The following is a 14873-nucleotide window of genomic DNA, read 5'->3' as shown; positions in this document are numbered from 1 at the left end:
GTTTATTTTCCTTCTAATTCTTCGTACTGCTTGGTTGTTCTGTTATTTGCCGTACTGTCAGCATTGCTATCAGTCCTGCTATTCGTTCCACTATCAATTGAACGGTCTAATTTGTCGTACCATTGTTTTTTCAAAAACCACGTGGTCGCGACCATTAATAAAAAGGCATACAACAATGGCATCATTTCTTGAATGACCAGGTAAATGGGCATGACCACTAAGGTCAATTGCCAGATGACACCGACCACAATATTGGTACTGTCTCGGGTGAAATCCTTATTGGGAATAAAATTTGGGTCTTCTGTGCAGACTTTATCGCGAATGGGCTTCCAGAAACCCCAAGGATTCACATTGCGATAGAACTGACACAAGACGTCTTCTGGGTCGGGTTTGGTGAGCAATGTGCCTGCAATCGAACCAATTAATCCAAACAAAAATAGGAATGGGAAGGCCATAAGAGGTTGAACATCGGGCAATAATATCGGCATGCTTAGCGAACCCACCAAACCGGCCATCATGCCCCAGAAATAACCAAAGCCATTAAAGCGCCACCAGTGCCATTTCAATACGTTAGCAGCGGCATAACCGCCAAATAACGCGGCAAAAATCCATTGCATGATGTCGTTAATGCTTTGCAACATTAGCCCCACTAGCACACCGGCAATCACCAATACAAACGACACGCCGTAGCTCATGCGTATGCATTCGCGATTGGTGGCTTCTGGTTTTAAGTAACGCTTATAAATATCGTTCACAAAATAGGCGGGTGCCGCATTCAAGGATGCCGCGAAGGTGGACATAAACGCGGCTAACAACCCGGCAATCAATAAACCGGTTAACCCTACAGGCACAAAGGTGTTGATGGCATAGGGTAAGATTTGTTCGAAATCAAAATGGGTACCTTGAGCTTGAATATCTGGCCCCATGTACACCAATGCCAATATGCTTAACCCCGCGACCATCATGTAGCGAGGGAAAAACATCACCAGTGAGACCAATCCGCTCATTTTGGCGGCCTCTTGAGGGCTTTTGGCGGCCAGAATTCGTTGCATGTCGTAGTTGGGTACGGGGCCTGCCATGCTCGATAACACGCCTTTTAGCAACATCATCATGACCATCAGCCCAAACAATTCAAAGCCATCGTCTTGCACTTTAACGTTCACACTGTCGATCACCCCTTGCCAGTTGAGGTCTAACGTCCAGCCAAAAAAGACATTGCTCCAACCTTCTGGCGTGGCGGCACTGAGTTGCTCTGATGTCACGCTGTTCATCGCGATAATACCAACGGCCACGGCGGCAATGGACATCACCACAAATTGGACAATCTCGGTAAATACCACGCTGTACATCCCGCCCTTAATCACATATAGGGTGGTCAGGGCGAAAATAATCATGGCGTAGGTATCGGGGGAGAGATCCCAAGGGAAGAAAATGACAGCGAATTTGCCGATGCCTTTGAAAGCGTAAGCAATAAAGCCAACGGCACTCACAATGGCAAAAAAGACCACGGCCATATGAGAAAAACGCGCTCCTTGGCCGGAGCCAAACCGGGTTTTTAACCACTCGGCGCCGGTCGTGGCATTAGAGCGGCGCAGCCAACCGGATAAATACACCATCAAAAAAATTTGATTAAAAATAGGCCAAATCCACGGTAGCCACGCGCTTTTTAAACCATAAACAAAGCACATAGACACCAGCCACATGGTGCCGGCAATATCAAACATGCCCGAGGCATTAGAGACACCTAACGCCCACCAAGGAATGGTTTTTCCTGCAAGAAAGTACGAACTGATGTCTCGGCTGGCCAATCGGGAGATGTACAAACCGATGGCCAGAGTGCCCAAGAGGTAGAGCGCGATAACGGCAATATCAATTCCGCTTAAGTTCATTGGCGTTCCCTATGATTGATAACTGTCGTACAAACTAAATAACGTTAGCTGCTCGGCCAACCCATACAACTGCGCGGTGGTTTTGCCGGAAATGGGCATAACTATCACTTTGGTTTCACCGGGCAATAAATCAAAAAAGTTATCAGAAAAATTAACGGTCTTTTGTGTATCTGGTTCGGTGACGGTTGGTAAGTTAACGAAGAGCTGACGCACCAACACATCCGACGACAAAATCACCGCCAGTAAACCCGGCGAGCACTGTGTCTCAACTCGAATCGCGGGTTTTGATAATGCCAGTGCTTTACAGGGCACCAAAAAGTGATGAGCGTGGGTGAGGGATTTGCCGCTGTCATCGATCAACTCAGCATGGAACACGACCGTGGCCGGGTCAACGGATTCTAATAACACACGGATGGGCGACTCAAAAACCGACTGGGCACCATTGATCGGTGTGGTGATGGCCGAACGTTGTTCCCATAAAACCGTGCCTTCAAAGTCCAATAAGGTTAATCGAAGGGTGCCGGTGATGGGGGTGAGTGCATCGGAAATACACTGGACCTTGAGAGTCTGGTCTTTTAATTCTGAATCACTTGTGGTCGTGCTTTCTGTTTGCGTGACGACCGTTTGTGTGACGACTAACGACTGTGGTGTGAAACTGCGTTTGGCTTGGTAATGCAGCGCTTTCCAACGACCAAAATAGTCAATGCCAGACCATGAGGCGGCAGGCCAGGTATCGTTCAGCTGCCAATAGAGCGACCCCATGCAGAAGGGCATGGCACTGCGGTGCGCATCGAAGGCCATTTTTAAGCCCATGGCTTGTTGAACTTGGCTTAAGTACAGCAGGCTTTCGAAATCTTTTGGTGTGTGGAACTCATTTTCCATGTAGCTGGAGATCAGTCGGTTCCCACGGGGGTGCTTCTGGTGAACCTGCATCACGGGCGATTCTAGATGTTGGTCTTCCGGCAAGGTGTATTGCTGCATGGACGCCAACAAGGGGAAAGACTGAAAACCAAATTCGCTCATAAAGCGAGGAATGCGTTGTTGGTATTCGGTAAACGGTTCTTCTCCGTGCCACACTCCCCAATAGTGATGATTGCCTTTGTTGTCTTCATCACGCTCCCAAAATCCAATGGGAGAGGAACGCAAATAGAAGAGGTCTGGCGCGTACTCCTTTAAGACGCTGGGCAAACATTGATCGAAAAGTAAAAAATAATCTTCTTTAAGTTTGGTGTATAAGTCATTGGAATAGTTGAATTTTTCAGGCCATTCCCAATGGGCAATGCCCATTTCCACTTCATTATTTCCACACCACAACGCAATGCAGGGGTGGTTGCGAAGGCGGCGAATATTGTAGATGGCTTCTTCACGAACCGTATCGAGAAACGTCTCGTGGGCAGGATACAAACTGCACGCAAACATAAAGTCTTGCCAGATGAGAATGCCATATTCATCGGCTAAATCGTAAAAGACGTCGTCTTGATAAACGCCACCGCCCCAGACTCGAAGCATATTCATATTGGCGTAAGAGGCCGATTCAAAGGTTTGGCGATGCTCTGCTTCGGTGACCCGATGGATAAAGCTGTCGGAAGGGATGTAGTTGGCGCCCTTCATAAACACCGGGTGGCCGTTGACCTTAATATAAAAGGATTCCCCCATGTCATCGGGGCGATTGACCACCTCAATGGTTCGAAAACCCACCTGCAAATCGTAAGACGCTAAAACGGTGTTTTCAGTATCCGTTGCCGACCTATTCTTAAGTGAAACGGAAAACACATACAGCGAAGGGTCGCCCAAGCCATTGGGCCACCAGCGCTTGGGCTGTTCAATGGATAGGCTAAATCGGTGCGCTTTTTGTACGAACGAGCCTTCAGGGACAGTAACGTTAAAAGGGACTGTGGATTCCAAAATAGAGGGGTTGGCTTCAGAAGCGTTATTGGGCGCTTTGAGTTTCGCCGTTACACACAATTCGCCTTCCATACTCTTGTAGACATCCATCTCAACGTTAAGCGAAAAGTGAGCCGTATTTTCATCCAATGACTGTTGCTCGAAGGTAACGTCTTTAATCAATGCGGTATCGATAAAATCGAAATACAGGTCTCGCCAAATACCAGAACAAACAAAGCGTGGCCCCCAATCCCAACCAAAGTGGCAGGGCGCTTTTCGACAATACACACTGAGGCGTTCTTCCGATTTATCGTTTTCTGCCGGATAGGTATAGCCTGCTTTTGTAAACAGAGGCATGACTTCTTTAATCGGCGAGCGAAACAGAACATCAATTTGGTTGGTGCCCACCACGAGGTATTCTTTACAGGAAACCCGCTGCCCGATAAACATGTTTTGGCTGGAGGTGACCAATTGATGATTGATTCGAACTTCCGCAAAGGTATCTAACCCTTCAATGACCAGCTCAATGGCTGAGTGATTCAATTGGGTTTCGGTTACTTCAAAGGTTTTACGATATTCCCAATCTTCCTGCTCAATCCATTGCAGGGCGTTTTCATTATCTCGATAAAACGGATCTTCGATTTTTTGATTCGCCAGAAGATCGGTAAAATTATTGCCCGGCACCTGAGCGGTTAACCACGTGGTGGTGCCTTTCTGACGAAACGCCCATTGGCCAGCCAGAGGTAATGGGTTGGTATCGGATACGGTATAAGAAGTCATAAACGTTCGGTTCGCTTTGATCTCTGAATGAATAACAAATTCATCATGGTGAAATTGGGTTAGAAATTACGTCGCTGGAAGCGCAGCGTTAGAAAGTGGTTGTTGTGCAAAATGTTGCTGTGCAAAAAGAAGCGCCCCGTGCTCGGGTTTCGCTTTGGCTGGAACAATATAATCGGTGAAAGACGCATCGAGCCAAGGCATTAAGACCGGCGCGACGCCGCCACAGAAGGCAATGTTATGAATCCCTTGGTGAATAAAACGTTGCATTACTCGCTGTACAAATTCGGCGGCATCTCGAATTAAAGACAGCGAAACATCATCACCTGCCTGAGCACACTCAAAAACCAAAGGCGCAAACTGTGCAAATTGTTGAGCGGGGGCGTTTTGCAATACGGTCGCGAGGCTTAAGGCCGTGTGGTTGGCTAATAATTTCTCAGTGAGCTGTGTTGAGGGGCCTACCTCGTCGACCGCCAACAACACGGCTTTTACGGCTTCTAGCCCAAACCACGAACCACTGCCATTAGCGTTAATGGGGAAACCATAACCCCCAATGGCGTATACCTCTTGGTTGATCAGGCCTAATGCGCTAAAGCCTGTGCCTAAAATAATCATTGCCCCTTCGGGCTTGCCGTGGGCGGCGAGGGTGGCAATCCATAAGTCGGTGGTAAAATAAAAAGCTTTAAACGGGTGATCCCACTGGGAAAGTTTTTCTTTTAAATCCGGTAGGTGTAAACCCGCAACACCGGCGCCCACGACCACATTCTGAAGGGTGTCACTGGGCAAGTCGGCATTTTCGATGGCATTCGTGACAGCCGATACCATGGAGTGTAAGGATTGCTCAAAATTATTGGCAATGTTCGCTGGCCCAGAGCGGCCTTCACCTAACGTCTGTCCGTTAGAGGCTTGCAAAGTGGCCCGGCAATGGGTGCCACCGGCATCAATGCCCACAAAAAAAACCGCTTCAGAAGTCGTTGTCATCGTAAATGCCATTTCGATTTTTGATGTCCAGTGAAAAATTGAGAGACAGAGCCTGCTTTTATTGGATGGATAACCGGCCAATATTCAATGATGCACTGCGATTGGTTGATGCTTGTTGAACAATGCCGATTTTTTGTATGGTCATGCCTTCAAATTCCGACAAATCAAAAGTTACGCTTGTCCAACTATTAATGGTTTTTACCGATGCAGAAGGGCTGGACAGATCAAAAAAAGCACGCCCTCGATTTTCAAGGTCTAAGTACACCTGGGTGCCTGAGCTGTCACCAGAAAAAACCACATTCAGCGAAAAAGGGTTTTTTAGTGAAAGAAAAGTGCCGTACAGGGGAATATCGATATCAAAATCGGTTTGGGTATTTTCGAGTAAGAGTGAACTGCCGCCGTCAAAGACCGTATCAAAATCATAGCGAACGTTTTTAACGATAAGGTTGTCCGCTTTAGTCGTTTGATTATTATTGGAAAGAACCGCAAATTGCCATGTGGGCAGAGGACTTTGTTGACGAATGTCGGTCCATTCACCGCTTAACAACACGCCTTCTTCCACTCGTTTTTTGCCTTGCCCAGTGTTAAAGGTGGTCTCAAATGGCAGGGTAGTGAGTGTGGTTTTCGCCGGTACATAACGGCCAATGCCTTTCCAGCCTTCATCAGGGTAGAAAGGGTTAAGATCATCACCACCAAATAATTGTTGCTCACCCTCATAAAAAGACATTACACGCTCAGGGTGTTCTTTAAAATTCGCATAGGGGGAGGGCAAAGTGCTGTTGGGCGAATCGTAATTATAGTTAAAATTCGGCGCAAATAGGGCAATAGAACCTAAACCACGGGTGCCGTTTTCAACAAAAAGATCGTCAATCCATGTGTCGTTTTCGAACGCCTTTTGCGCGGTACGAGAGGGCCATAAATCTGCCCCCACATACACATCATAAGGGGAGCGGCCAATCTCGAGGGCCTTTTGGTGGGAGTTTTGAATCATCGGCTGATCCCACCAATAATTTAAAAAGATGGCATCGGCTGAGGCGACATCATCTTGCAAAAACATTTTATTGTTATCGTTTAAGGCATTTTGCCACTTCACTTCACCCGACATCACCATAGAGTCATACCAATGAATTTCCATCTCTTTTGGTGCTTTTGCGGTGAGGTATTTCATAAATGTTAAGAGTTGTTTGGCCAACCTTTTTCCGGTTTCTGGGTCTTTTTCATCTTTTACGAGATTATTGTTTTCATCTTTGATGGAAGTCAGATGAGTTTCTTGATTAATTAACCAACCATCAAAACCATAATAATCCGCAATACGAATTAACTGATCGGCAAAAATAAAATGCCCTTGGTCGTCTTGTTCTAAAAACAATTCCATCGTCGCCGGATTGCCACCCCATTGATCGATGGCAAAAAAGACCGAGCCAATCACTTTTACACCGTTTTTATGGGCGGTTTCTACCCAAGGTTTTGCTGGAATTTGCACGGTATGATCTGCCGTACCGGCAAACCAATTAAGGACATCAATATAGGGCCAGTGAGTAAAGTTATATAAATTAAACGATTCTTGAGTGGTTAAATAATTGGAAAAGTTATTCATACCATCGGGGGCATAAAGCACTTTTACAGAAGTATCTAACGATTTTTGAGCTGCATTAAGAAACGTAGGGCGTCTGTTTGCCAAAGGCACAGAGGAGACATTGCTGGCCGTTGAGAGCGTTGAGTTCGGTGACCATTCCTTGACCTGAGCCAGTGTTAATGCAAACGGGGGTTTATCTGAAATAATCGTTGTGGACGATACCGGCGTACTTGGAACAATAGGTTCTTCCGAATTCAATTCGGTACACCCGGTATTAAACAAAGCGCAAGCCAGTGAAAGTAGGGGGGCAGTGAATGGTTGTGACAATAACCCAGGTTTGTTCTTTCGCTTAATCATACTACATGGCCTTAATGTAAACGAAACACCGTTATCACAGTGGTAAAAAAAATGAGATAAAAATGTTGCCAGCACTCATGTCGAGGCTGACAACTAAGGGGCATCGCAATAAAAACGTTTTTACCCACGCTTAACCAAGCATGGGTAAATTCGGTACATTAAAATTGATAATTAAGGCCAAGGAAGGCGCGTCGACCAGAATAAGAACTTCTTAACAAGCGAGCGCTAGTATCATTACCTAAGCGAACAAACTCTTCTTCTTCGGTCAGGTTGATGATGGACGCCGTTAAGGTCAGGTCAGGCGTTAAGTTTACACTCGCATTGACGTCAATCTGTTCATACTCGTCGGCAAAGGTGTTGATACCATCTGACAAACCAAGAATTTGTTCGCCACGGCGGTTATAAGAAACGCGAACACTAAAATCGTCGTTCTCGTAGTAAGCTGAGAGGTTGTATTGGTCTTCTGAGCTGCCTACCAATGCGGATTCACCGACTTTTTCTCCGTTCAAGCTTACATCGGCTTGGTTGGTATCGTTGTAGGTGTAGTTGGCGTAAAGGCCAAACCCATTGTCAAACGCGTGTTGTGCGAAAAGTTCAATACCTCGGGAGGTTGCATCTGTTCCGTTGGCAAACGTTTCAAAAGGCTCGATGGTGATATTGCCAGCTGGAACAATATCTCTAAAGCCGTCAAAATTATTGGTTAAAGAAATTTGTAAAGGGACGACAAAATTATCAATTTCTTTACTGAATAGGGCCGCCCCCACTGCTGAGCCTTCGGCATAGTAGTACTCAACAGACAAATCCGCTTGCACTGCCTCTAACGGTTCTAGGCCATCGTTCCCGCCTCGACCAGACCAGCCTTGCTCTTGTACAACATTCTCTGAAGCTCTGTCATCAGACCACTCTTGAGAAACAAAGGTTAAGCGCTGAGGTGAAGCAAGGTCTGAAAGGCCAGGGCGAGACATGGTTTTGGCTAATGCACCACGTACCACTAAGTAATCTGTTGCATCCCAAGCAATATTAAAGCTGGGTAAGACGTGGGTGTAATCGGTATCTTGATTGATAGGCGTAAATACATCAATTAAACGATCCTCGCCGCTGGTGCGTGGTAAATTACCATTGCTATCACGAGGTGCCCCGTCAACAATATCGTCAATCAAATAGGTAAATAGATCTGTGGATAGTGTAGAAACATCCGTTTGTACAACTCTCACACCCACATTACCGCGAATATCATTATGGGCGAAATCACCTTGTAGGTAGGCAGACGTGATGTCTTCTTCAACTTCAAAAATAAAGTTAGGCTCACGACGGGTGTATTTTTCATAATTACTGGAAACAATACTGCGATAACGGCCCCAGTTAATGGTTGGCATCACATTAATGCCAAAGCCACCGGTAATATTATCTTCAGGAGAGGTGTTAAGGATGTCGCGTGTTTCTGGGTTACCGCCAATACGTTGATACCCTAAGTCCCCTAAATCATCCGGGTCGATGGTGCCATTATTTAAACCATCAATCGTTTCTTGTTCTACGAAGAAGGTGTTTCGTGTTTCTCGATGCAAAGCACTGCTACGGTATTTCATACCCGTATGAATCGTGGTGAAGATGCCAAATTCCACATCAAATTCCACGTCCAATTGCATGTAATCTTCTTCCAGATCACTGACAGCAAAGCTCGAATTGGTTGAACCAATGTCCGCATTGCCTCCAAAGCCGTTGAGTAGATTAGTGAGAATGTTCGGGTCGGTATACATATTCACTCGACCGTTGAGGTTCCAGCCGGCCACTTGCGCAGCACTTTCAACGATATCCGAGTTAGGCCCAGCGGCAGGGTTTGTGGCTTTATAAGCTGCGCGCCATGACTCACTAGGCCCGCCCTCTGATTCGGTATGCCCAACAATGGCTTTTACATGATACCCATCGCCTTCATAGGCAAAGTTAAAATCGTAAGTATCGGAAGTGGATTCTTCTTCAATGTATCCACCTAAAATCCAAGGGAATTCTAAGTTTTGATTATCTGGTGTGTTAGCAAAATCAACGCCTGTGACCACCGTACCTGATGAATCGTAGTGGACATCGGTTAGATAATCGGGGTTGTAGCGCCATTCTGGAATCATAAATTGAGATTCCGTTCTGTCTTGGCTTAGTGAGAAATGATAAACATTAACCCCTAATTCCATTCTTTCCGTAGGTTGCCACTGACCACTTAACTGAATGCCTTCACGCTCCCGAGATTCTTCCAGCACTGTTGTACCAACAACCTGAGGAATCCAAGCTCCCTCGTGCGTGGTTCCACTCGCATCGGTGATGGGGCCAAAGCGGCGTGTGCTATCAGTAAATTCATTGCCATTCACATCTACCGCTGGGCTGTCACCAATCCAGCGCCAGCCGCCACCAGGTTCAGCCGTGCCAGAAAGGGTTCTATTGGTGCGTTCTTGGCGGGTATAACCGACGAGAAATCCTAAGGTTTCATCGTCGTTTTTCCATGAATACATACCTGAAAAGTTGGGTTCAAACTCTTCAGTTACATCGGCATAAGTGGCTTCAACATTTAAAATGCCGGAATTGGCATCCATATCTAATGGCTTGCGTGTGTGTAGAATAACGGTACCACCAACACCGCCTTCATCAAGGCGCGCCTCTGGGCTTTTAAAGACTTCAACCCGTTGAATAAAGTTGGCAGGAAGCAAGGTGTAATCGAAAGAGCGGGAAGGTTCACCTGGAGACGAAGCAATAAAATTACCATTGAGTTGGGTAAAGGTGAGGTCAGAAGATAAACCACGAATACTGACTTGCGCGCCCTCACCACCATCACGGTTGATGACAATACCCGGTACACGCTGAAGAGAGTCCGCCACGTTTTTATCGGGGAATTTACCGATATCTTCTGCCGTAATCGCATCAACAATCGCACCAGACATACGTTTAATGTCTAAATTACGATCCATACTGGCGCGGATACCTGAAACAACCACTTCTTCCAGTAACTCAGCAGAATCGGAAGAGGCGGGCTCTGCCTGTTGTGCGGAGGCAAAACTGGCGGCGCTGAGCATAGCGATACTGAGAAGGGTTTTGGGGAAACGTTTTTCTTGTAGAAAACGGAGGTTTTTATAGTTATTGGTCATTGCTTCTCTCCTGTTGGATCGGTAACAAAACAGAGCTCAAACTCGCGCAATTGACCCCTGTTATGACGAAGCCATTTTAGAACTGCAATGAGTTATCTCTATGTTGCTAAGCTTTTTGGTGATGCTTTGTTGCGGTGAATTCTGTAATGACGACGCGATTTATTTTTATTGTTTTACCTTGTTGTTTTTCTCTGACAGGTGAGAAAATTGATTGTTTATCATCCCATCTTGAATATTTGTTACATTTCAAGGTCTAATTGAATGTAACCGGTTACATTGGGTGACCATTTAAAAGGGCTTAAAAGCCCTTAAAAATAGTAAAAAGCGAATTTGTAACGCGTTTCATCAACTAATGACCTGATGGTAGACCGGTCATTCATTCAATGTCAACCACTGCTTAAATAAACGACGAAATTATTGTGACGTTGAACGATTAATTGGCCCACTGCTGTGACGTTCAAGTAAAGTAAAAGGCATAATTTCTCGTGTGCGTAATAATTCTTGGTTATGCATCATACGGTACAGCATCTCAACGGCTTTTACGCCCATTTCATAGGCAGGCTGATCGATGGTAGTAAGAGGAGGGTGCATGAATTCGGATACGCGAATATTATCAAACCCAACCACCGATACGTCTTTGGGAACCTTATAATTTAAGCTGCGCAGCTGGTGAATTGCACCAATGGCGATATCATCATTAAAGCAAAAAATCGCCGTTGGTGGCTTTTTATGCTTCATTAATTCATTCACACCTCGGATACCTTCTTCGATGGTGTAACTTCCGCCTACCAACATAGAATCTGGAAAATCAATATTCTCTTCGGCAAGCACACTTTTAAAACCGCTGAGCCGATCTCGGTAGATTTGGCTTTGAATTTGCCCGGCAATGGCACCAAAACGGACGTGCCCGTAACTGATTAAGTGGTGCGCTAAGGCTCGGCCTGCCGAATAATTATCCAAATGAATAAAGGGGTAGTGGTGTTGGCTTTCAATGCGTTCTCCCACGCTCACCATAGGAATGGATCGGGCAAGCTCGGCGTCATTGTCTGAAAAGGGAAAACAGTGGTCTAGCTGAATCAGGCCATCGGCCCGACTGGTCAACACCATACTGGCATATTCGTTCTCAAGGGTCTTTCTGCCTTGAGTATCTCCCAATAAAACGGTGTATCCGCATTCTTGGGCGGCACTTTCTATGCCTTCAATAATACGCTGAAAAAACGCGTTCAAAAGGTTAGGGACGAGGACAACAATGGATTTTGATTTACCGGTTTTAACGCTGGTGGCCAACCAGTTGGGGCGATACCCCGCTTCTTTTACCGCATCCAATACCTTTTGACGGGTGCCGGGCGAAACTTGCTCGGGGGTTTTGAGTGCCCGAGACACGGTGGCAATGGAGACGCCCGCAATGGCGCTTACTTTTCGGATACTGGTCATGCTTTGCCGACGTCCTTTTTCTACATTATCGGTTATTTGGTTGTTGATCGGTTTGTTGATTGGTACAACATCTATTAGTGCAACATCTATTGGTACAACATCTATTAGTGCAACATCTATTGGTACAACATCTCGTTTTGAGCCTCTCGAAGGCAAATCTGAAGCGGTGTGATGTTGTATTTCTATGATATTCCGCCCACTTTGTAATCATTTTATAGCATAATCCACCCAAATGAAACAAGTTACATTTTAATAAAACTCATATATAACAGTAGGTTAATGATTTTGTTTTTATAAACCGGATAATTTTTTTCGAAAATATAGACCAATATGGTGTAACCGGTTACACTGAATTTAATCAAGTTAATCACAACGATAATAAAAGCAACTTTTGCATTGAGCCGACTAATGAGACAACCAGTTTTAATCACGGCCGCACTCACATTTGTGTTCTCCGGCTGTACACCTTCGTTACAACAAGAGTCTTCTTCCGCGATCGCTTCAAAAAATAGCAGTGTTAGCGTGTCGACAAACGTGAATCTTGTAGAAACCGATGTAGTTCAATACGTTAATCCATTAATGGGAACGGATTCGAAATTCAGCCTTTCTAATGGCAATACTTATCCCGCCATTGCGACCCCTTGGGGAATGAATTTCTGGACGCCCATGACCGCCCCAATGGGGGATGGCTGGACGTACAAATACGACGATGAAAAAATTCGGGGTATTAAACAAACCCATCAGCCCAGCCCTTGGTTAAATGATTACGGTGCTTTTTCATTAATGGCCGTAACCGGTGAACTGCAATTTAAAGAAGAAAAAAGGGCCTCTTGGTTTTCTCATAAAGCCGAGGTGTCACGCCCCGATTATTACAAAGTGTATTTAGCCGATTACGATGTGACTGCAGAAGTCGCTCCGACAGAACGGGCAGCCCATTTTCAATTTACCTTCCCCGAAACCGATAGCGCTTATCTTATTTTAGATGCGTTTGATAAAGGCTCTATGGTGAAAGTATTGCCAGAGAAGCGTCAAATTATCGGTTATGCTCGAAATAACCATGGCGGTGTACCTGACAATTTCCATAATTATTTTGTTGCGCAATTCGATAAAGATTTTGATCTTTCGCACACATGGAATGATGGTTGGGTATTACAAGAAAACACCCTGGAAAGCCAAGGTCAACATGTTGGCGCCATTGTCAAATTTAAAACAAACGATAACGAACAAGTGAATGTAAAAGTAGCTTCTTCGTTTATCAGCCCGGCGCAGGCACAATTAAATTTAAATCGCGAGATTGGCGACCAAACGTTTGAGGCAACCCAGCAGCAAGCACACTCGGTATGGCAAAAAGAACTTTCTCGTTTACGAGTTGAAGACGACGATATCGAGAAGGTAAAAACCTTTTATTCTTCATTGTATCGCGTTTTATTGTTCCCCCGTGCGTTTTACGAAATTAACGAACAGAATGAAACGGTTCACTACAGCCCTTACAATGGTGAAGTTCTGCCCGGTTATATGTATACCGATAACGGATTTTGGGATACCTTCCGAGCGGTCTTTCCGTTCTTCACCTTAATGTACCCCGATTTAAATGCCCGCATTATGGAAGGCTTGGCCAATACCTATAAAGAATCTGGTTGGCTACCAGAATGGGCGAGCCCTGGGCACCGTGGGGTAATGATTGGTTCTAACTCTGCGGTTAATATTGCCGATGCGTATTTAAAAGGCATTACGGATATCGATATCGATACCTTATACGAAGCCATTTTAAAGAACGCCGAAGTGGATGAAGGGCGCCCGGTGAGTTCCGTCGGGCGAGAAGGGGTCCATTATTATAATGACCTGGGCTATGTTCCTTACAATGTTGGGATACATGAAAACGCCGCTCGCACGCTCGAATACGCGTTTGCCGATTACACTATTTATCGTTTGGCCTCTGTGCTCGGTAAAGAGGAAGACGCAAAATTATTCCGTCAACGCGCTAATAATTATACCCATTTATTCGACCCTGAAAGTGGTTGGATGCGTGGCAAAAATGAAGACGGCAGCTTCCAATCGCCATTTAACCCACTGAAATGGGGCGATGCCTTTACCGAAGGGAATAGCCTGCATTACACGTGGTCGGTTTTCCATGATGTGGAAGGGCTCAAGCAGTTAATGGGTGGCAATGAGGCCTTTGTTGCTAAGCTCGATGAAGTGTTTGAAATGCCACCGCTGTTTGACGATAGCTATTACGGATTTACTATTCATGAAATCCGGGAAATGCAGATTGTGGATATGGGCAACTACGCCCACGGTAACCAACCCATTCAACACATGACCTATTTGTATAACTACGCAAACCAACCTTGGAAAACCCAAGAAAAGGTTCGTGAAGTTATGACTAAACTCTACGCCCCCACACCCGACGGTTACTGCGGCGATGAAGACAACGGCCAAACCTCTGCTTGGTACGTCTTCAGTGCGTTAGGTTTTTATCCGGTTACGCCGGGCACCGACCAATATGTTTTTGGTAGCCCATTATTTAATGCAATCACCATGACGTTGGAAAACGGCAATACCTTCCGAGTCGAGGCCGGTGATAACAATCGTCACACGCCTTATATTCAAAGCACCGAGCTTAATGGTAAAGCCTACCCGAAGACGTGGATTTCCCATGGTGATATTCAAAAGGGCGGCAGCTTAACGTTTGATATGGGGTCGGCACCGAATACCCAATGGGCTACCGGTACAGAAGCTCACCCATATTCAATGTCTCAATAATTGATCGTTCCAATAATTAATCGTCTCAACATTGATCGCTCATTAACTGAATATTCAATAGAAGGTGGGGGCGCAACCGAATGC

7 protein-coding genes are annotated in these 14873 nt (G+C 45.6%); 1 reads left to right on the top strand and 6 read right to left on the bottom strand.

What is annotated here, in order from left to right; all coding sequences use genetic code 11:
• Nucleotides 1-2: 2 nt before the first annotated feature.
• The 6 genes from LU351_RS17030 to LU351_RS17005 all read right to left on the bottom strand — a co-directional run bounded on the left by LU351_RS17030 (nt 3) and on the right by LU351_RS17005 (nt 12026).
• On the bottom strand, nt 3-1889 hold the full coding sequence (locus LU351_RS17030) for a sodium:solute symporter family protein (protein WP_232595296.1): 1887 nt from the start codon (nt 1887-1889) through the stop codon (nt 3-5).
• Between the two features lie 9 nt (nt 1890-1898).
• The gene (locus tag LU351_RS17025; protein ID WP_232595295.1) at nt 1899-4553 is read right to left on the bottom strand and encodes a beta-mannosidase; all 2655 of its coding nucleotides are present in this window, start codon (nt 4551-4553) and stop codon (nt 1899-1901) included.
• 66 nt (nt 4554-4619) lie between these two features.
• Nucleotides 4620-5531 (bottom strand): glucosamine kinase nucleotide-binding domain-containing protein, encoded by a 912-nt coding sequence (locus LU351_RS17020; RefSeq protein WP_232595294.1) that lies wholly within the window; start codon nt 5529-5531, stop codon nt 4620-4622.
• A 58-nt stretch (nt 5532-5589) separates the two neighbouring features.
• Nucleotides 5590-7464: an endo-beta-N-acetylglucosaminidase gene (locus tag LU351_RS17015; protein WP_232595293.1), complete on the bottom strand. Its 1875-nt coding sequence runs from the start codon at nt 7462-7464 to the stop codon at nt 5590-5592.
• A 158-nt stretch (nt 7465-7622) separates the two neighbouring features.
• On the bottom strand, nt 7623-10592 hold the full coding sequence (locus tag LU351_RS17010) for a TonB-dependent receptor (protein WP_232595292.1): 2970 nt from the start codon (nt 10590-10592) through the stop codon (nt 7623-7625).
• 414 nt (nt 10593-11006) lie between these two features.
• Nucleotides 11007-12026 carry a LacI family DNA-binding transcriptional regulator gene (locus LU351_RS17005; protein ID WP_232595291.1) on the bottom strand — a complete coding sequence of 340 codons (1020 nt, stop codon included), beginning with the start codon at nt 12024-12026 and terminating at the stop codon, nt 11007-11009.
• Between the two features lie 408 nt (nt 12027-12434).
• Here LU351_RS17005 and LU351_RS17000 point away from each other — a divergent pair, with 408 nt between their 5' ends.
• Nucleotides 12435-14789: a GH92 family glycosyl hydrolase gene (locus tag LU351_RS17000; RefSeq protein WP_232595290.1), complete on the top strand. Its 2355-nt coding sequence runs from the start codon at nt 12435-12437 to the stop codon at nt 14787-14789.
• Nucleotides 14790-14873 lie beyond the last annotated feature (84 nt).

This window comes from Marinibactrum halimedae (assembly GCF_021234875.1).
Classification (GTDB): domain Bacteria; phylum Pseudomonadota; class Gammaproteobacteria; order Pseudomonadales; family Cellvibrionaceae; genus Marinibactrum; species Marinibactrum halimedae.
Note: the sequence above shows the minus strand (reverse complement) of the source record. Positions and strands in the feature narration are given on the sequence as shown.